Genomic DNA, 17,765 nt, shown 5'->3' with positions numbered 1-17,765 from the left:
CCGCTGCCGCCGGCACCGCCACACCCGCTGCCGGCGGCGCCAAGCGCGGCCGCAAGCCCAAGGCCGCGGCCGCCAACGAAGCCCCTGCGAGCGACGTCGACCTGTCGGACATCGAAGAAGACCTGGCGGGCGACGAACCCGTGGCGACCGAAGAAAAGGTCAAGCCGCTGCGCATGAAGATCAGCAAGGCGAAAGAACGCGCCTTGATGAAGGAATTCGGTCTCGACGAGACCGTCCTGTCCGAGGAAGACCTGGCCAAGCGCCGCTCCCGCCTCAAGACCCTGATCACGCTCGGCAAGACTCGCGGGTACCTGACGCACGGCGAAATCTCCGATCACCTGCCCGACAAGCTGGTCGACGCCGAAACGATGGAAGTCGTGGTCACCATGCTCAACGACATGGGCGTGGCCGTCTACGAGCAGACCCCCGACGCAGAAACCCTGCTGCTGAACAACACGGCCCCCACCGCCACCACGGTGGAAGAAGCCGAAGAAGAAGCAGAAGCCGCGCTGTCCACCGTCGACAGCGAATTCGGCCGCACCACCGACCCGGTGCGCATGTACATGCGCGAAATGGGCACGGTCGAGTTGCTGACGCGCGAGGGCGAAATCGAAATCGCCAAGCGCATCGAAGGCGGCCTCATGGCCATGATGGAAGCCATCTCGGCCTCGCCCGCCACCATCGCCGAAATCCTGCGCCTGGCCACGGACATCCGTGAAGGCAAGGTCGTCATCTCCACCATCGTCGACGGGTTCTCGAACCCGAACGAGGCCGACGACTACGTGGCCGAAGAAGACTTCGACGAGTTCGACGAAGAAGACGACGACGACGGCAAGGGCGGTTCGAAGGCCCTGACCAAGAAGCTCGAAGAACTGAAGAACGAGGCCCTGACGCGCTTCGACCGCATCGCCGGCCTCTTTGAGAAGGTCCACAAGGTCTACGACAAGGAAGGTTACGGTACGCCCACGTACCAGAAGTCGCAGCACGCCTTGTCCGAAGAGCTGATGACCATCCGCTTCACGGCCCGCACCATCGAACGCCTGTGCGACCTGGTTCGCACCCAGGTCGACGACGTGCGCAAGAAGGAGCGCGAACTGCGCCGCATCATCGTCGACAAGTGCGGCTTTCCGCAGGAGGAGTTCATCCGCGACTTCAGCGGCTACGACAAGAACGGCCACCGCGTGGCGTCCAACCTGCTCAACCTCAAATGGGTCGAGAAGCAGTCCGCGGCCGGCAAGCCCTGGAGCGCCGTGCTCGCGCGCAACATTCCGCCGGTGCAGGAACTGCAGCAGAAGCTCACCGACATCCAGTCGCGTGTGGTCGTGCCGCTGGCCGAGCTCAAGGACATCAACAAGCGCATGAACGAGGGCGAATCGTCCTCGCGCGATGCCAAGAAGGAAATGATCGAGGCCAACCTGCGCCTCGTGATCTCCATCGCCAAGAAGTACACCAACCGCGGCCTGCAGTTCCTCGACCTGATCCAGGAAGGCAACATCGGCCTGATGAAGGCGGTCGACAAGTTCGAATACCGCCGCGGCTACAAATTCTCGACCTACGCGACGTGGTGGATCCGCCAGGCCATCACCCGCTCGATCGCCGACCAGGCGCGCACCATCCGCATCCCGGTGCACATGATCGAGACCATCAACAAGATGAACCGGATCAGCCGGCAGCATCTGCAGGAGTTCGGCTTCGAGCCCGATGCCGGCATCCTGGCCGCGAAGATGGAGATCCCGGAAGACAAGATCCGCAAGATCATGAAGATCGCCAAGGAGCCGATCTCGATGGAAACCCCCATCGGCGACGACGACGATTCGCACCTGGGCGACTTCATCGAGGACAGCAGCAACACGGCCCCCATCGAGGCCGCGATGCAGGCCGGCCTGCGCGACGTGGTCAAGGACATCCTCGACAGCCTGACGCCGCGCGAAGCCAAGGTGCTGCGCATGCGCTTCGGCATCGAGATGTCGACCGACCACACGCTCGAAGAAGTGGGCAAGCAGTTCGACGTGACGCGCGAGCGCATCCGCCAGATCGAGGCAAAGGCGCTGCGCAAGCTCAAGCATCCTTCGCGTTCCGACAAGCTCCGCAGCTTTATTGATACCCTCTGATCCCTGGCGGATCAGCACACATGCCCGCTTGCCTCACGGCAGCGGGCATTTTCTTTTCCGTGCACGACAAACACTCGAACAAGCAAGACCGGAGACTTCTCGCATGAACCCCGACGCCGACAAACTCTGGCACGCGCCGCGTTGGGCGCTCGCCGTGCTGTTGGCGGTGCTGGGCATGCTCGGGCCCTTCTCCATCGACACCTACATCCCGGCGTTCTCGGGCATCGCCAGCAGCATCGGTGCGACCCCGGCCCAGATGCAGCAGACGCTGTCGGCGTACTTGTTCGGCTTCGCTTTCATGAACATGTTCCACGGTGCGCTGTCCGACAGCTTCGGGCGCCGGCCGGTCGTGCTCTGGGGCCTTGCCGTCTTCACCATCGCATCGCTGGGCTGCGCGCTTTCGCAGACCATCGCGCAGCTCGTTTTCTTCCGCGCCTTGCAGGGGCTGTCGACAGGCGCCGGCATCGTGGTGTCGCGCGCGGTCATCCGCGACATGTTCCCGCCAGCCGAGGCGCAACGGGTGATGAGTCAGGTCACGATCTACTTCGGCGTCGCGCCGGCCATCGCGCCCATCATCGGCGGCTTCCTGTTCGTGCACTTGGGCTGGCACAGCGTGTTCTGGTTCCTGGTGGCCGTGGGCGTCGTGCTGTTCGCCGCCAACTACAAGCTGCTGCCCGAAACCCTGCACCAGAGTCAGCGCCAGCCTTTCGAGGTGCGGCACCTGATGCGCGGCTACTGGAACCTGTGTTCCGACCCGCGCTTCCTGCTGCTCGCGCTGGCCAGCGGCGTGCCCTTCAACGGCATGTTCCTTTACGTGCTCGCCGCGCCCGCCTTCCTGGGCGACCACCTCGCGCTCGCGCCCACCCAGTTCTTCTGGTTCTTCCTGCTGACCATCGGCGGCATCATGGCCGGCGCGTGGGCCAGCGGCCGCATGGCGGGCAAGGTGGCACCCAAGCGGCAGATCCGCGACGGCTTCCTGATCATGCTGTTGACCTCGGTCGTCAACGTCATCGCCAACGCGCTTTTCACGCCGAACGTCTACTGGGCGCTCTGGCCACTGGCGGTGTTCGCCTTCGGCTGGGCGCTGATGGTGCCGGTGATCACGCTGCTCGTGCTCGACCTGCACCCCGCACGGCGCGGCATGGCGTCGTCGTTGCAGGCCGTGATCGGCTCCACTGCCAACGGCATCGTGGCCGGCATCGTCGCGCCGCTCGTCATGCATTCCACGCTGGCCCTGGCCCTGACCTCGATCGTGATGATGGGCGTGGGCCTGGTGGCCTGGGTCTGGCTCCATGCGCGCTGGCCGGAAGTCGGCCGTCGCGTCGCCGGAGAGCCTGCGTGATGGCTGCGCGCGAAGCGCTGCGCACGTTCGCCCGCTCCTGGCTGCCGGGCCGGACCAACGTCGATGCGCGCGAACGCCTTCGTGCCGTCACCGGTGCCGGCCTGGGTCTGCTCATCACCTCGCTGATCGTTCAGCTCGCCGGCGGCGGCGCCGACGGCCACTGGCTGATCGCGCCGCTGGGCGCGAGTGCCGTGCTGGTGTTCGCGCTGCCGGCGAGCCCGCTCGCGCAGCCGTGGCCGGTGGTCGCGGGCAACATGTTCTCGGCGCTGGTCGGCGTGGCCTGCGCGCGGTGGATGCCCGAAGGCCTGTGGGTCGGCCCGGCCGCGACCGCGCTGGCCATCGCGCTCATGTTCGGGCTGCGCTGCCTGCACCCGCCCGGCGGCGCGGTCGCGCTGCTGGTGGCCTTGAACCACACGACCCACTTCCCCTTTGCGATCCAGCCCGTGCTCTTCGACTCGGTGCTGCTGGTGCTGGCCGGCGTGCTCTACAACACGTTGACCGGTCGGCGCTATCCCCACGTGCAGCTGGCGCCCCGGGCACCTGCCGCCGATGCGCGCTTCAGCTCGGCCGACGTCGATGCGGTGCTGGCCCGCTACAACCAGGTGCTCGACATCAGCCGCGACGATCTGGAAACCCTGATCCGCGAGACCGAGGTCGAGTCCTACCGCCGCCGCCTCGGCACCGTGCAATGCGCCGACGTGATGACCCGCGATCCGGTGGTCGCCGAGTTCGGCACGCCGCTGCAGGAGGCCTGGGCCCTGATGCAGGCGCGCCGCATCAAGGCCCTGCCGGTCACCGACCGCACGCGCCGCGTGGTCGGTATCGTCACGCAGGCCGACTTCTTCCGCCACATCGACCTGGAACACCACGAGGGCTTGGGCGGTCGGCTGCGCGATTTCATCCGCGCGACGCGCACCGTGATGTCGAGCAAGCCCGAGGTGGTGGGCCAGATCATGACGCGCCAGGTGCGCGTGGCCAGCGAAGACCGGCCGCTCGTCGAGCTGGTGCCGCTTTTCTCGGAAGGCGGGCACCACCACATCCCGATCATCGACGCCGAGCGGCGGCTGGCCGGGATGATTACGCAGTCCGACTTCGTGCGTGCGCTGTACCGCGCCGTGGGGCCGGAGGACGCGCCGGCGGCCAGTGCGCCGGGTCGCTGAAGCGTTCCACCAGAAAGTCCAGCATCGCGCGCAAGGCGGCCGGCATCTGCCGGCGCGAGCTGTAGACGCCGTACACGCCCAGCGGCTGGGGCTCCCAATCCGTCAGCAGCGGCACCACCAGCCCGCTCGCCACCAGCGGCGCGGCCGAATACACCGGCTGCATCGCGATGCCCGCCCCCTCCAACGCGGCCATCAGCAGCACCCGCGATTCGTTGGCGCTCAGCCGGCCACCCACCGGCACCGCAACCTGTTCGCCACGCCGGTCGAACTGCCACAGGCTCTTGCCGAAGTACGAATGCGTCAGGCAGTGGTGCAGCGCCAGCTCCTGCGGCGTGCGCGGTGTGCCGTGCGCAGCCAGGTAAGCCGGTGTGGCGCACACCACCGAGGGGCACTTGGCCAGCGGCCGCGCGATCAGGTTCGGGTCGAGCTCGTTGGTGATGCGGATCGCCAGGTCGATGCGTTCCTCCACCAGGTTGACCATGCGGTCGTTGACCTGCAGGTCCACCGAAGTCTGCGGATGCCGGCGCAGAAAGGTCGCCACCGCCGGGGCGATGAAGTCCTGCGCCAGCGATTGCGCGCAGCTCAGCCGCAGCAGGCCGCGCGGCTCGTCGGGGGCGGCGTCGGCGGCGACCGGCATCTGCCCGGCGATCTCCAGCATCTGGCGGCAGCGCGCCAGGGTTTCCTCGCCGGCCGGCGTCAGGCTGATGCGGCGCGTCGTTCGGTGCAGCAGCCTGACGCCGGCCCAGGCTTCCATGTGCGCGAGGTAGCGCGTGACCATGGCGCGGGACATGTTCAGGGCCTCGGCGGTGGCGGTCATGCTGCCGCGGTCGGCGACGTTCATGAAGACTTGCGAGGCGGTGATGCGGTCCATTGGGGCAAGCGCTTGATTCGATCGTTCAGTGCAACAAACCATTGCATCGTAGGCGGTTTTTCGATCGGATCAAGAAACATACGATGGCTTCATCCCATCCAGGATTCACCAGGAGTCAAGCACCATGAGCCACATCGCCATCCTCGGCATCACCGGCCGCGCCGGTTCCCGCATCGCCACCGAACTGCTGCAGCGCGGCCACACCGTCACCGGCATCGCCCGCAACACCGACAAGGCAGAGCCCCGTCCCGGCCTGAGCCTGAAGCAGGCCGATGCCACGCAGCTCGCCACGCTCGTGCCGCTACTGCGCGGCCACGATGCCGTGATCAGCGCCACCCACTTCAACGGCGGCATCGACGCTGCCACCGCCGTCACCGCCACCAAGGAAGCCGGCGTGCCGCGCCTGCTGGTGGTCGGTGGCGCCGGCAGCCTGGAAGTCGCGCCGGGCCGCGCCCTGGTCGACACACCCGAGTTCCCGGACGCGTACAAGGCCGAGGCCCTGGCCGGCCGCGCCTTCCTGCAGACGCTGCGCGCCGAGAAGGCGCTCGACTGGACCTTCCTATCCCCGTCCGCCCTCTTCGAGCCCGGCTCGCGCACCGGCGCTTATCGCCTGGGCGGCGACCAGCTGCTGGCCGATGCCCAGGGCAAAAGCTGGATCTCGATGGAGGACTATGCGATCGCATTGGTCGACGAAATCGAGCGCCCCGAGCACCCGCGCCAGCGCTACACCGTCGGCTATTGAACCGATTGAACAGGCGATGAAGAAGACGCCTCGAGCGTCCTTTTCATCGCCCGCATGCCCTCGTCGATCATCCCGGCGATGGGCGCCGCCATTTCATTCGGCAGCAGGTCGGCGATCCATACGAGCCGGCTGCGCCCGCCGCCTTCGTCGAAGACCTGCAGCGATGCGTTGTGATGCGTGAGCCGCCCGCCGCTGGCCGACCACACCACGCGCCGCGCGGCGTCGTCCACGTCGACGATCAGTTCGCGCGCCACGATGCCGTTGCCGAAGGTGACGATGCGCGCGTCGCCTTCCAGCTTGCAGTCGGTGACGAAGCCGGGTACGAGCCGGCGATGGATCGCGCCGATGTCGCGCACTGCGTCCCAGATGGCGCCGGCATCGCCGTCGACCTGCATCTCGCGTCGAATGGTGGCCATGTGCTGCTCTCCTTGGCTTTTTGGTCGGCCAGTGTAGGCCTGCCGAACCGCCGCGCTTCAGCGCGACACGCCCAGCAATCGCTCCAGCACCTCGGGCTGCGCCTTCAACGCGGCCGCCCTGTCGGCATGCACCACCGTGCCATGGTCCAGCACCACCGCTTCGTCCGAAATCGCGAGGATGGCCTGCGGATGCTGCTCGACGATGATCGCGGCCAACCCCTCGTCCTGCGTGATGCGGCGAATCGCGCGCAGCAGCTCTTCCACGATGATGGGCGCGAGCCCCTCGAGCGGCTCGTCGAGCAGCAGCAGCCGCGGGTTCAGCACCAGCGCGCGGCCCACGGCCAGCATCTGTTGCTCGCCGCCCGACAACTGCGTGCCCAGGTTGCGCCTGCGCTCGGCCAGGCGCGGGAACATCTCGTACACCCGCTGCGGCGTCCAGCGGCCGGGCCGCTCCACCGCGCTCAGGTTCTCGTGCACGCTGAGCGACTTGAAGATGTTGCGCTCCTGCGGCACCCAGCCGATGCCGGCCGCGGCGCGCTGATGCGACGACAGCCGGTGCAGCGCCACACCGCCGAGCGAGATGCTGCCGCCGTGCTGGCGCGTCGCGCCAGCCAGCGTGTTGATCAGCGTGGTCTTGCCGGTGCCGTTGCGGCCCAGCAGGGCCAGCGTCTGGCCTTCGCCCAGTGCCAGCGACACGTCGTGCAGGACCACGGCCTCGCCGTAGCCCGCGCTGAGCTTGTCGATGCGCAGCAGCTCAGACATGCTCGGCTCCCTGGCCAAGATAGACCTCCTTGACCTTGGGATCATTGGCGATCGTGTCGGGATCGCCTTCTGTCAGCAGCGCACCGTTCACCAGCACCGTCATCCGGTCGGCGAAGCTGAACACCAGATCCATGTCGTGCTCGATCAGCAGCACCGACACATCGGCCGGCAACGCCGCCACCGTCTGCAGCAACTCCTCGCGCTCGCCGGCCGGCACGCCGGCCACCGGCTCGTCGAGCAGCAGCACGCGCGGCTCGCAAGCCAGCGCGATGGCGATTTCCAGCAGCCGGCGCTTGCCGTAAGCCAGCTGCCGCGTGGGCTGACCTGCCACGTCGGCCAGATGAAACTGCTCCAGCAGTTGCGCCGCCCGCTCCGTCACGCGGGCCGACGACCCCAGCGGCCGCCACCACTGCGCGCCCAGGCCCGTATGCTGCGACACCACCAGCGCCAGCGTCTCCAGCGGCGTCATCGAATCGAAGAGCTGGTTGATCTGGAAGGTCCGCACCATGCCGCGCGCCACCCGCGCATGCGGCGCCATGCCCGTGATGTCCTCGCCTTCCAGCACGATGCGGCCCGCCGTCGGCGTCAACACGCCCGTCAGCAGGTTGACCAGCGTCGTCTTGCCCGCGCCATTTGGCCCGATCAACGCGTGGCGCGCGCCGCGCCGCAGGTTCAGCGTCACGTTGTCCGTGGCCACGATGCCGCCGAAGCGCTTCACCAGGCCCGTGGCCGAAAGCACCGTGTCGGTCACAGAGGTACCGTCGCCTTCGGCTGCGGTATTCGCCTTGGGAACGGCCCGGCGGCTCATGCCCCGCTTCCCTTCCGCGCCCCGAACCAGGCCCAGGGCTTCAGCAGCCGATCGCGCCCCACCAGCACCAGCAGCACCAAGATCAGCCCGATCCAGAACATCCAGTACTGCGGCGTCACGGTCGACAGCATGTCCTGTAGCAGCTTGAAGACGATCGCGCCCGCGATGCCGCCGTAGAGCCAGCCCACACCGCCGATCACCAGCATCAGCAACACGTCGGCCGATCGGTCGAAGGCCAGCACGTCCAGCGAGGCGAAGCCGGTGGTCTGCGCCAGCAGCGCGCCGGCCGCACCGGCCACCGCGGCCGCCACCGTGTAGATCACCGCAATGCGCGACACCACCGGAATGCCGATCGCCATCGCACGCAGCCGGTTGTCGCGGATGGCCTCGAGGGTCGCGCCGAAGGGCGAGTGCACCAGCCGCCGCATCACGATGAAGACCACGAGCAGCACGGCCATCGAATACCAGGCCGCCGTGCGCCCGTAGAGGTCGAACTCGAACAGCCCCAGCACCGGCCCCATCACCACGCCCTGCAGGCCGTCAGCGCCGCCGGTCAGCCAGTCGAGCTTGTTGGCCAGCTCCAGCAGCAACAGCGCCGTGCCCAGCGTCACCATCAGCCGCGTCAGGTCGCTGCCGCGCAGGATGGTGATGCTGGCAAGCGCACCCAGTACACCCGACGCCAGCACGGCGACCAGCAGGCCGACCGTCGGATCGGGCAGCACATGCTTGGCGAACAAGGCGGCCGTGTAGGCACCGAACCCGAAAAAGGCCGCATGGCCCAGCGAGACGATGCCGGTATAGCCCAGGATCAGGTCCAGCGAGAGCGCGAACAACGCGATGATCGCGATCTCGTTGATCATCAGCGCCTTCGAAGGCAGCAGCGCCGGCAGTATGAAGACCAGCGGCCAGAACACGAACTCCAGGGGCCGCCAGCGCGCATTGCGCAGCAGCGTGTCACGCGCATCCATCGGCTAGCCGCCTCCCCGGCGCGTGAAGAGCCCTTGCGGCCGCCACATGAGAATCAGGATCATCAGCAGGTAGACCGTGAAGGCCCCCATCTTCGGGATGAAGTACTTGCCGGCCACGTCCGCGATGCCCAGCAGCAGCGCGGCCAGCAGCGGCCCGGTGATCGACGAGGTGCCGCCGACCGACACCACGATCAGGAAATAGATCATGTACTTGAGCGGGAAGGTCGGGTCCATGCCCAGGATCTCCGCGCCCAGCGCACCGCCCAGGCCGGCCAGCCCCGAGCCGACCGCGAAAGTCAGCAGGAACACCATGTTCACGTTGATGCCCAGGCCCGCCGCCACGCGCGGGTCGTCCACCGCGGCGCGCAGGCGGCTGCCGAAGCGCGTCTTCGACAGGATCAGTTGCAGCACCACGGTCAGCAGCGCGCAGATCACGATGATGAAGATGCGGTAGTGCCCCATGCCCAGCATCAGCGGGCCGTCGCCGATCTCGGTGCGGCCGCGCAGCCACTCGGGCAGGTGGATGTTCTGCTGCGACGAGCCCACGAAGTAGTCGACCGCCGCCACTGCCATGAAGGCCAGGCCGATGGAAAACAGCACCTGGTCGAGGTGCGGCTTGCCGTACATGGGCCGGTAGAGCGTGCGCTCGAGCAGCGCGCCGAGCAGCCCCACACCCACGAAAGCCAGCGGCAGGCAGACGAGGAAAGGAACGCCCGCCTTCTGCATCGCGAACACGGTGAGGTAGCCGCCCGCCATCGCGAAGGCCCCGTGCGCCAGGTTGATGAAGTTCATCAGCCCCAGCGTCACGGCCAGCCCGACGGCGAGCACGAACAGCAGCATCCCGTAGGCGATGCCGTCGAAGAGGATCGTCAGCATGCCGTGATCGGGACGAGTGGGTGGCCGCCGCCGGGCCGCCCCAAGGCGGCCACGCCCCCCACTCGGGGGGTGGAGTTACACGTCGCGAAGCGACGTGAAAAGCCGGGGGGCATATTCACTTCGCCTTGCCCGGGTCCTTGACCGCCTTGATGACGTCGAACTCCACGTTGTAAAGCTGCCCGTCCTTCTTCTCCACCTTGCGCAGGTACACGTCCTGCACGATGTCGCGCGTCTGCGCGTCGATCAGCACCTGGCCGCGCGGGCTCTCGAAGATCTGGCCTTTCATCGCGGCCAGAAGCGCGTCGCCGCCGCCCTGCCCCTTGGTCGCCTTGAGCGCCTCGTAGATCACGCGCATGCCGTCGTAGCCGCCCATGGCCATGAAGTTGGGCCGCATGTTCTTGTTGGCCTTCTCGAAGGCCTCGACGAACTTCTTGTTGGCCGCCGACGGATGCGCCGCCGAGTAGTGGTGCGAAGTCACCACGCCCATCGCGCCGTCGCCCATGTCGTTGAGCTGGTCATCGTCCGTCACGTCGCCTGTGGCGATCAGGCGGATGCCGGCCTTGTCCATGCCGCGCTCGAGAAACTGCTTCATCACCGCCGAGCCCGCGCCCGAGGGCACGAAGACGAACAGCGCATCGGGCTTGGCGTCGCGCACCTTTTGCAGGAAAGGCGCGAAGTCGGGGTTGCGCAGCGGCACGCGCAGCTTGTCGAGCACCTTGCCGCCGTTGAGCTGAAAGCGCTCGGCGAAGAACTTCTCGGCATCGTTGCCCGGCCCGTAGTCGGTGACCAGCGTCACCACCGACTTGATGCCGTTCTTCGGCGCCCAGTCTCCCATCGCCACCGACACCTGCGGCAGCGTGAAGCTGGTCCGCACGATGTATGGCGAGGCCTCGGTGATGCTGGACGTGGCCGCCGCCATCACCACCATCGGCGTCTTAGACTGCGTGGCAATCGGCGCCGTGGCCATGGCCGACGGCGTGATGCCGAAGCCGGCCAGCACGTTGACCTTGTCGTTCACCACCAGTTCCTGCGCGAGGCGCTTGGTCACGTCGGGCAGGCTGGTGTCGTCCTTGACGATCAGCTCCACCTTCTTGCCGGCGACGGTGTCGCCGTTCTGCGCCATGTACAGGCGCGCGGCCGCCTCGATCTGGCGGCCGGTGGTGGCCTGCTGGCCCGTCATCGGCAGCACCAGGCCGATCTTGAAAGTGTTGCCCTGGGCCTGCGCCAGCGGCATGGCCAGGGCGAAGGCCGCGAGGCCGGCGGCCTGGACGAGATGGCGACGTTGCATGGATATCTCCTTTATTCGTTGGGATGCGAGACGGACAACTGAAAAGCAACCGTGATTGTGAACAAGCGAAACAGCGCTGGCGCCCGAGGCAAACACCTAGCGGCGGCTTTCCACCCTGCAAGTTCTGCGCGATAAACCGATCCGGCGCGCGATCATCGCGCAAGCGGCCCGGGCAGTTTCACGGCGCATCTGGACGCCAGGCCGAATCGATGGTGAGCGTGCCGACGGCCCGCGATACGCAGGCGCAGATGCGGCGGCCCTCGCGCTTCTCGTGTTCGGCCAGGAAAACGTCGCGGTGGTCGATCTCGCCGTCGACGGCCAGCACGTCCATCGCGCACAGGCCGCATTCGCCGCGCCGGCAATCCCACAGCGCCTGTACGCCGGCGGCTTCGAGCGCTTCGAGCAGGCTGCCGTCGGCCGGCACGGTGATGCACAGGTCATGGCGCGGAATGCGCACCTCGAAGGCTTGCGCAGGCAGCCGGCCGCTGCTTCCGAAGGTCTCGAAGCGCAAGTCTGCGGCAGGCCGGCCGGCGGTGGTCCAGGCGCGGCGCACCGCTTCGAGCATCGGCACCGGACCACAGGTGTAGAGCTGGCCACCGGGCGGCAGCGCTGCGATCGCGGCGGCGAAGTCGATGGGCGCTGCGCCCACGTGCGCTTCCACGCCCTCCCCCAAGGCCTTCTGAAGCTGCGGCAGATAGGCCAGCTCATCCCGGCTGCGCGCACCGTAGAGCATGCGCACCGGCACGCCACGGCGCGCGGCGAGGCCGCCCAGCCGCTGCGCCATCGACACCAGCGGCGTGATGCCGATGCCGCCGGCCACCAGCAGGTAGCCGGGCGCGCCGGTGTCCAGGCCGAAATGGTTCTGCGGCTGCGCCACCAGCAGGCGGTCGCCGGGCGCCAGGCGCCACATCGCGCGCGAGCCACCGCGGCCGTCGTCCAGCCGCTTGACCGCGATGCGCCAGGCGCTGCCATCGGGTTCGCCGATCAGCGAGTAGTGGCGCGTCTGCACGCGACCGGCGCCGGGCTCGCCGATCAGCACCTGCACCTGCAGATGCGAGCCGGGCTCGTAGGCGCTCGCATGCCCCGACTCGGGCACGATCTCGAACTCGCGCACCGTAGGCGTCAGGTCGCGGCAGGCCGCGATGCGCGCGGGCATCCAGTGAATGTCGCTTGTCATGGGTCGTCGTTCTTCAGGCGCGGCGGCGGATCAGCTGAACGCCGGGCAGCGAGTGGTCGTGTGCGCCGTGCAGCGCCTCGCGCAGGTTGCGCTGCGCGAGCCGGCTGTGCTCGCGCATCAAGGCCTCGGCACGCGCGCCTTCGCGGTTCTCGATCGCGTCGAGCACCTGCTCGTGCTGGTCCTGCGCGATCACCAGCATGTCGCGCGCGGCCGGCGAATTGGCCTGCACCACCACGAAAGCCGAGGGCGAGGCGAAGGGCAGGTTCACCACCCGCTCCAGCTGCTTTGCCACCAGCGTGCTGCCCGCCATCTCCGACAGCAGCCGATGAAATTGACCGTTGAAGTCGACGTAGCGCGAGAAGGCCGCGTCGTCGAGCGCCGGTTGCCGCAGAAGCTCGTCGATGCGCCGCAGGCAGGCGCGCGCCTCGCGCAGCACCACCGGCGCGGCGCCCCGCTCGGCCGCGAGCCGGGCCGACAGGCCTTCGAGCGTGCCGCGCAGCTCGATCGCGTCGGCCACGTCGCGCTCGGAAAAGGTCCGCACCGCGAAGCCGCCATTGGGCAGCGATTCGAGCAGGCCCTCTTGCTCGAGCCGCATCAGCGCGCTGCGCACCGGCGTGCGCGAGATGCCGAGCTGCTCGGAGATCGCGACCTCGGCGAGCCGCGTGCCGCCCGGCAGCTCGCCGGCCAGCACCATCTCGCGCAGGCGCAGCTGCGCCTTGACGGCTTGCGAGCCGCCGGCTTCGTTCGGCTCGTTCGCGCTCATGCGTGCGCCATCGGTTCGGGCCGGATGGGAATCGCGGTCATGGTCGGCCGCTCCTTCGCGATCATTCCGTCGATCAGTCGCCGGGCCCACATCGCACCCGCGTCGATGTTGAGGTTGTGGAACTCGCGGCCTGGCCGGTCGTCCATGGCGCGCTGCTGCGCCTCCAGCACCAGTTCGTCCTCGCGGAAGATGCCGGCCACGCCCTCGCGCAGCTCGTGCGTCAGGCGCTGCTCGCCCACGCAGTAGTTGCGCGCGAAGGCCCAGAAGTACAGGCAGGTGGTGTCGGTTTCGGGCGTGATGGTGTTGAGCACGTAGCCGTTGACACCGCCGCTGCGGTCGCCGGCATCGCCCTCGCGCGGCACCGCGCCGCTGCCGGCCGGGGCCACGCCCACATCGATGTTGACCGTGCAGGGCCCCTCGAAACGGATGATCTGCCAGCGGTCGACCTTGCCTTCGTAGCCGCGGGCATGGCGGATTTGCGCGGCCCAGAAGGGCGGTGCATCGATGTTCTCCATCCAGCGCGTAACGGTGGCCGAGCGGTCGCCGTGCGTCGCGACGAAGGGCGCCTCGGCCACTTCCCGGTTGCCGATGGAGGAGCCGTGCACGAAGGTCTCGTGCGTCAGGTCCATGAGGTTGTCGACCACGAGCCGGTAGTCGCAGGCCACGCGGATCATCTTGCCGTCGCCGGCCCAGGCCGGGTCGTCGTTCCAGTGCACGTCGGGCACCAGGGCCGGGTCGGCCAGTGCCGGGTCGCCCGGCCACACCCACACGAAGCGGTGCTTCTCCACCACCGGGTAGGCGCGCACGCAGGCCGATGGGTTCAGCGTCTCCTGGCTCGGCATGTGCGTGCAGCGGCCCTGGCTGTTGTAGACCAGACCGTGGTAGCCGCAGACGAGTTCGTCGCCCTCCAGGCGGCCGAGCGACAGCGGCATCAGGCGATGCCAGCAGGCGTCTTCGAGGGCCGCCACCTGGCCGTCGCCGCGCCGGTAGAGCACGAGCTTCTGGTTGCAGATCGTGCGTGGCAGCAGGCTGTGGCGGACTTCGACGTCGTAGGCCGCGGCGTACCAGGCGTTCAGAGGAAAGGGTCGGCTAGTGGGCGTCATGGAATACGCAATGTATTCATTGATACCCTGAAAGCCAACTGAAATAGCACTAATTAAGGGTAAACACGCATATCGATGTATCCATTGCCGATCATCCCAGTGCGTTTACGATCGACCGTTCTTTTCCCGACTCCACGGAGCAACCATGTCCCAGCACGCCCGCCTGCCTGCCCGTTACGACCACGTCGGCAGCTTCCTGCGACCCAAATACCTGCTCGAAGCGCGCGAGCAAAAAGCCAAGGGCGAGATCACGCCCGAGCAGTTGCGCGAGGTCGAGGACAAGGCCATCACCGAGATCGTGAAATTCCAGGAAGACATCGGCCTCAAGAGCATCACCGACGGCGAATTCCGCCGCACCTACTTCCACATCGACTTCCTCGAACAACTGGGTGGCGTGAAGACCGACATCCCGGTCACCATCCGCAAGCCCGACGGCACCGAGGAACTGGCCCCGCCCGTGATGCGAGTCATCGACAAGGTCACCCACGCCAAGGCCATCCAGCTGGCCGACTTCGAATACCTCAAGAGCCAGGTCTCGGCCGGCCGCACGCCCAAGGTGACCATCCCTTCGCCCACGATGCTGCACTTTCGCGGCGGCCGCGCCGGCATCAGCAAGGAGGCCTACCCCGAGCTCGACCCGGTGTTCTACGACGACGTGGCCCGCGCCTATGGCGACGAGCTGCGCTCGCTGGCCGCCGCCGGCTGCACCTACGTGCAGATGGACGACACCAACCTCGCCTACCTGTGCGACGAGCGCATGCGCGAGGCCGCCCGCCAGCGCGGCGACGACCCCAACGAGCTGCCGCACCGCTACGCCGCCTTCATCAACAAGGTCGTCGCGCAGAAGCCCGAGGGCATGACGCTGGCCATGCACCTGTGCCGCGGCAACTTCAAGAGCACGCACGCCGCGGCCGGCAACTACGAGCCGGTGGCCGAAGCCCTGCTCAAGGAGATGGACCTCGACGCCTATTTCCTCGAATACGACGACGCCCGCTCCGGCGACTTCCGCCCGCTTCGCTACTTGCCCAAGGGCAAGACCGTGGTGCTCGGCCTGGTGACCACCAAGTTCGGCCAGCTCGAAGACAAGGACGAGCTCAAGCAGCGCATCGAGGCCGCAGCCAAGTACGCCCCGCTGGAACAGCTGGCGCTCTCGCCGCAATGCGGCTTTTCCAGCACCGTGCACGGCAACAACATCGCCGTGGACGACCAGCGCAACAAGCTGCGGCTGGTAGTCGAAACGGCGCAGGAGGTCTGGGGCTCGACCTGATCCAACGGGCCGGTGAAGTGGCATCATCGCCACCAGCATGAAGCTCTACACCGGCCCCCTCAGCATGTTCGGAGCCAAGGCACAGATCGCTGCGCTCGAAAAAGGCATTGCGATCGACGCCGAGATGGTGCCCTTCGACAAGGACGACAACTACCTGCCCAAGCACCCCGAGGTGCTGCGGATCAACCCCAAGCGCCAGGTACCGGTGCTGATCGACGGCGACGTCGAGCTCTTCGACTCGACCCAGATCTTCGAGTACCTCGAAGACAAGGTGCCCTCGCCGCCTTTGTGGCCGCGCGACGTCGCCGGCCGCGCACGGGCGCGCCAGCTGGAGCACCTGTCGGACGAGGTGTTCTTCCCACACGTGATCCGCCTGATGGGCCTGCAGCACGACATGGGCAGCGAGGCCGCGGTGACCGCCTGCACGGCCTGCGCCCATTTCTACGAGCGGATGGACGAGCGCCTTGCCCGCGCCGATTACCTGGCCGGCGACTACTCCTTCGCCGACATCGCCTTCTACATGGCGCAGGTCTTCGCCGACCGCAAGGGCGCCGGCATGACCGACGCGACGCCGCATCTTCTGGCATGGCGCGAGCGCGTGGGTTCGCGCCCTGCCGTGCGCGCCGTCGTCGGGCCGATGATGCGCTTCCTGGCCTCGCAGGGCCGGGGCGTTCCCGTGTCACTTCAGTCGCACCTGGCGTGAACCGCATCGACGACTGGCTGGACTGGCTCCCCTCGCCGGCGCAGCACCTGCTGGTCGTCACCGTCGCGCTGCTGGTCTACGTGCTCAGCACGCGGGCCCGACGCGAGCAGCGCGCCCCCACCACCGCCATCGCGTGGGTCATGGGGCTGGTGCTGCTGCCCTACTTCATGCTGCCGATGTACCTGCTGTTCGGCCAGCGCAAGCTGCGCCCCGCTGGCTCGCCGCGGCCGCCGCGCTCGCTGCCGGCAGGTCATTGGGCGGCAGACCTCATCGAGAGCTTCGGCCTGGCCCCGCCCGGCCCATGCAGCGTGCGCTTTCACGCCGACGGCGGCGTGGCGCGCGATGCGCTGTGGCAGGTCATCGAAGGCGCGCGGAAGCGCATCGACGTCTGCACCTTCATCATCGGCGACGACGCGCTGGGCCACGAGGCCATCAACCGCCTGTCGCGCCGCGCGCGCGAGGGCATCAAGGTGCGCGTGCTGCTCGACGGCTTCGGCGCGCTGTCGCTGCCGCGCCATCACTTCGAAAGCCTGCGCGAGGCCGGGGCCGAGGTCGCCGTGTTCCGCCCCTTCTTCACCCTGCGCCGCGCCGGGCCGCGCAACCTGCGCAACCACCGCAAGTTCACCATCGCCGACGACGGCTGGCTCTGGTCGGGCGGCCGCAACCTGGCCGGCGAGTACTTCCTCGGCAACGACGAGTACCCCGAGCCCTGGCGCGACCTCTCCTTCGACCTGCGCGGCAGCGTGGCCGTGGCGGCAGCCCGCCAGTTCGACCATGACTGGGCATCCGTTCGAGGCCGGAAGCCGCGCACCATCGCGGCCGAAGCGCCGGAAACGGGCGGCCTCGCGCAGTTTCTCCCCAGCGGCCCGGACCAGACCGAAGACACGGCCCACGCGCTGCTCATCGACGCCTGCTTCCGCGCCGAGCACCGCCTGCTCGCCGTCACCCCCTACTTCGTGCCCGGCGACGGCCTGCGCGATGCGCTGCGGCTCGCGGCCCGCCGCGGCGTCCAGGTCACCATCGCCATGCCCGCGGTGTCCAACCACCGCCTCGCCGACTTCGTCCGCGCCCGCGCCATGCGCGACCTGGCCCGCGCCGGCGTCACCTTTCGCATGCTGCCTTTCATGGTCCACGCCAAGGCGGTGGTCGTGGATGAAGAGCTGGCCCTCTGCGGCTCGATCAACCTCGACATGCGCAGCCTCTTGCTCAACCATGAAGCGGCGGTCGTGTTCTATGGCGCGGAAGACATCGACTGGCTGGCCCAGTGGATCGAGACGACGGCTTCGGCGGGCGAGACCTATCGCGCCAGGCGGCCGGGGCTGGTGAGGGACATTGCCGAGGGGCTGCTGTTGACGGTGGCGTTTCAGCTGTAGCGCGTCGAACCGAGCCACGGCTGACTATGGAACGC

The 17,765-nt window shown here is 67.9% G+C and carries 17 protein-coding genes; 7 read left to right on the top strand and 10 right to left on the bottom strand.

Annotation, left to right across the window (positions count from 1 at the left end; translation table 11 throughout):
- The 3 genes from rpoD to B0W80_RS10505 form a co-directional block, all read left to right on the top strand.
- Nucleotides 1-2,111, top strand: a 2,111-nt coding sequence (rpoD, locus tag B0W80_RS10515; RefSeq protein WP_076999074.1) for an RNA polymerase sigma factor RpoD, incomplete at its 5' end; no start/stop codon positions are given.
- A gap of 103 nt (nt 2,112-2,214) precedes the next feature.
- Nucleotides 2,215-3,453, top strand: coding sequence for a multidrug effflux MFS transporter (locus tag B0W80_RS10510; protein ID WP_076999073.1), 1,239 nt, complete (start codon nt 2,215-2,217; stop codon nt 3,451-3,453).
- Nucleotides 3,453-4,613: an HPP family protein gene (locus tag B0W80_RS10505; protein WP_076999072.1), complete on the top strand. Its 1,161-nt coding sequence runs from the start codon at nt 3,453-3,455 to the stop codon at nt 4,611-4,613. The genes B0W80_RS10510 and B0W80_RS10505 overlap by 1 nt, the downstream gene beginning before the upstream one ends.
- On the opposite strand, the gene B0W80_RS10500 is transcribed toward B0W80_RS10505, so the two are convergent.
- Nucleotides 4,531-5,484 carry a LysR family transcriptional regulator gene (locus B0W80_RS10500; RefSeq protein ID WP_083745292.1) on the bottom strand — a complete coding sequence of 318 codons (954 nt, stop codon included), beginning with the start codon at nt 5,482-5,484 and terminating at the stop codon, nt 4,531-4,533. The two genes, B0W80_RS10505 and B0W80_RS10500, sit on opposite strands and share 83 nt — an antisense overlap.
- A 124-nt stretch (nt 5,485-5,608) precedes the next feature.
- Here B0W80_RS10500 and B0W80_RS10495 point away from each other — a divergent pair, with 124 nt between their 5' ends.
- A complete protein-coding gene (locus tag B0W80_RS10495; RefSeq protein ID WP_076999071.1) occupies nt 5,609-6,226 on the top strand; it encodes an NAD(P)-dependent oxidoreductase in 618 nt (205 codons plus the stop codon).
- Here B0W80_RS10495 and B0W80_RS10490 read toward each other — a convergent pair.
- The 9 genes from B0W80_RS10490 to B0W80_RS10450 form a co-directional block, all read right to left on the bottom strand.
- Nucleotides 6,220-6,642: an SRPBCC family protein gene (locus tag B0W80_RS10490; protein ID WP_076999070.1), complete on the bottom strand. Its 423-nt coding sequence runs from the start codon at nt 6,640-6,642 to the stop codon at nt 6,220-6,222. The two genes, B0W80_RS10495 and B0W80_RS10490, sit on opposite strands and share 7 nt — an antisense overlap.
- 57 nt (nt 6,643-6,699) lie before the next feature.
- Nucleotides 6,700-7,404: an ABC transporter ATP-binding protein gene (locus B0W80_RS10485; RefSeq protein ID WP_076999069.1), complete on the bottom strand. Its 705-nt coding sequence runs from the start codon at nt 7,402-7,404 to the stop codon at nt 6,700-6,702.
- Nucleotides 7,397-8,155 carry an ABC transporter ATP-binding protein gene (locus tag B0W80_RS10480; protein WP_076999086.1) on the bottom strand — a complete coding sequence of 253 codons (759 nt, stop codon included), beginning with the start codon at nt 8,153-8,155 and terminating at the stop codon, nt 7,397-7,399. The genes B0W80_RS10485 and B0W80_RS10480 overlap by 8 nt, the downstream gene beginning before the upstream one ends.
- Nucleotides 8,156-8,208: 53 nt before the next feature.
- On the bottom strand, nt 8,209-9,180 hold the full coding sequence (locus B0W80_RS10475) for a branched-chain amino acid ABC transporter permease (RefSeq protein WP_076999068.1): 972 nt from the start codon (nt 9,178-9,180) through the stop codon (nt 8,209-8,211).
- A 3-nt stretch (nt 9,181-9,183) separates the two neighbouring features.
- The gene (locus B0W80_RS10470) at nt 9,184-10,056 is read right to left on the bottom strand and encodes a branched-chain amino acid ABC transporter permease (protein WP_076999067.1); all 873 of its coding nucleotides are present in this window, start codon (nt 10,054-10,056) and stop codon (nt 9,184-9,186) included.
- 115 nt (nt 10,057-10,171) lie between these two features.
- The gene (locus tag B0W80_RS10465) at nt 10,172-11,344 is read right to left on the bottom strand and encodes an ABC transporter substrate-binding protein (protein WP_076999066.1); all 1,173 of its coding nucleotides are present in this window, start codon (nt 11,342-11,344) and stop codon (nt 10,172-10,174) included.
- Nucleotides 11,345-11,522: 178 nt separating this feature from the next.
- Nucleotides 11,523-12,521 carry a PDR/VanB family oxidoreductase gene (locus B0W80_RS10460; RefSeq protein ID WP_076999065.1) on the bottom strand — a complete coding sequence of 333 codons (999 nt, stop codon included), beginning with the start codon at nt 12,519-12,521 and terminating at the stop codon, nt 11,523-11,525.
- A 13-nt stretch (nt 12,522-12,534) separates the two neighbouring features.
- Nucleotides 12,535-13,284, bottom strand: a complete 750-nt coding sequence (locus B0W80_RS10455; RefSeq protein ID WP_076999064.1) for a GntR family transcriptional regulator — start codon at nt 13,282-13,284, stop codon at nt 12,535-12,537.
- The gene (locus B0W80_RS10450; protein ID WP_076999063.1) at nt 13,281-14,387 is read right to left on the bottom strand and encodes an aromatic ring-hydroxylating dioxygenase subunit alpha; all 1,107 of its coding nucleotides are present in this window, start codon (nt 14,385-14,387) and stop codon (nt 13,281-13,283) included. The genes B0W80_RS10455 and B0W80_RS10450 overlap by 4 nt, the downstream gene beginning before the upstream one ends.
- A 145-nt stretch (nt 14,388-14,532) precedes the next feature.
- On the opposite strand from B0W80_RS10450, the gene B0W80_RS10445 reads away from it, so the two are divergent.
- From B0W80_RS10445 to B0W80_RS10435, 3 genes are read left to right on the top strand one after another with little or no spacing between them, the layout of a single operon-like run.
- The gene (locus B0W80_RS10445) at nt 14,533-15,654 is read left to right on the top strand and encodes a 5-methyltetrahydropteroyltriglutamate--homocysteine S-methyltransferase (RefSeq protein WP_076999062.1); all 1,122 of its coding nucleotides are present in this window, start codon (nt 14,533-14,535) and stop codon (nt 15,652-15,654) included.
- Nucleotides 15,655-15,691: 37 nt separating this feature from the next.
- Nucleotides 15,692-16,357, top strand: coding sequence for a glutathione S-transferase family protein (locus B0W80_RS10440; RefSeq protein ID WP_076999061.1), 666 nt, complete (start codon nt 15,692-15,694; stop codon nt 16,355-16,357).
- Nucleotides 16,354-17,730 carry a phospholipase D-like domain-containing protein gene (locus tag B0W80_RS10435; protein ID WP_256856537.1) on the top strand — a complete coding sequence of 459 codons (1,377 nt, stop codon included), beginning with the start codon at nt 16,354-16,356 and terminating at the stop codon, nt 17,728-17,730. The genes B0W80_RS10440 and B0W80_RS10435 overlap by 4 nt, the downstream gene beginning before the upstream one ends.
- Nucleotides 17,731-17,765: the final 35 nt, after the last annotated feature.

The organism is Variovorax sp. KK3, from assembly GCF_001984055.1.
Lineage (GTDB): Bacteria > Pseudomonadota > Gammaproteobacteria > Burkholderiales > Burkholderiaceae_C > Variovorax.
Note: the sequence above shows the minus strand (reverse complement) of the source record. Positions and strands in the feature narration are given on the sequence as shown.

Bases quoted from the DNA above. Each gene is read 5' to 3' on its own strand.
- B0W80_RS10510 (WP_076999073.1), top strand. From the start codon at position 2,215: ATGAACCCCGACGCCGACAAACTCTGGCACGCGCCGCGTTGGGCGCTC.
- B0W80_RS10505 (WP_076999072.1), top strand. From the start codon at position 3,453: ATGGCTGCGCGCGAAGCGCTGCGCACGTTCGCCCGCTCCTGGCTGCCG.
- B0W80_RS10500 (WP_083745292.1), bottom strand. From the start codon at position 5,484: ATGGACCGCATCACCGCCTCGCAAGTCTTCATGAACGTCGCCGACCGC.
- B0W80_RS10495 (WP_076999071.1), top strand. From the start codon at position 5,609: ATGAGCCACATCGCCATCCTCGGCATCACCGGCCGCGCCGGTTCCCGC.
- B0W80_RS10490 (WP_076999070.1), bottom strand. From the start codon at position 6,642: ATGGCCACCATTCGACGCGAGATGCAGGTCGACGGCGATGCCGGCGCC.
- B0W80_RS10485 (WP_076999069.1), bottom strand. From the start codon at position 7,404: ATGTCTGAGCTGCTGCGCATCGACAAGCTCAGCGCGGGCTACGGCGAG.
- B0W80_RS10475 (WP_076999068.1), bottom strand. From the start codon at position 9,180: ATGGATGCGCGTGACACGCTGCTGCGCAATGCGCGCTGGCGGCCCCTG.
- B0W80_RS10470 (WP_076999067.1), bottom strand. From the start codon at position 10,056: ATGCTGACGATCCTCTTCGACGGCATCGCCTACGGGATGCTGCTGTTC.
- B0W80_RS10465 (WP_076999066.1), bottom strand. From the start codon at position 11,344: ATGCAACGTCGCCATCTCGTCCAGGCCGCCGGCCTCGCGGCCTTCGCC.
- B0W80_RS10460 (WP_076999065.1), bottom strand. From the start codon at position 12,521: ATGACAAGCGACATTCACTGGATGCCCGCGCGCATCGCGGCCTGCCGC.
- B0W80_RS10455 (WP_076999064.1), bottom strand. From the start codon at position 13,284: ATGAGCGCGAACGAGCCGAACGAAGCCGGCGGCTCGCAAGCCGTCAAG.
- B0W80_RS10450 (WP_076999063.1), bottom strand. From the start codon at position 14,387: ATGACGCCCACTAGCCGACCCTTTCCTCTGAACGCCTGGTACGCCGCG.
- B0W80_RS10445 (WP_076999062.1), top strand. From the start codon at position 14,533: ATGTCCCAGCACGCCCGCCTGCCTGCCCGTTACGACCACGTCGGCAGC.
- B0W80_RS10440 (WP_076999061.1), top strand. From the start codon at position 15,692: ATGAAGCTCTACACCGGCCCCCTCAGCATGTTCGGAGCCAAGGCACAG.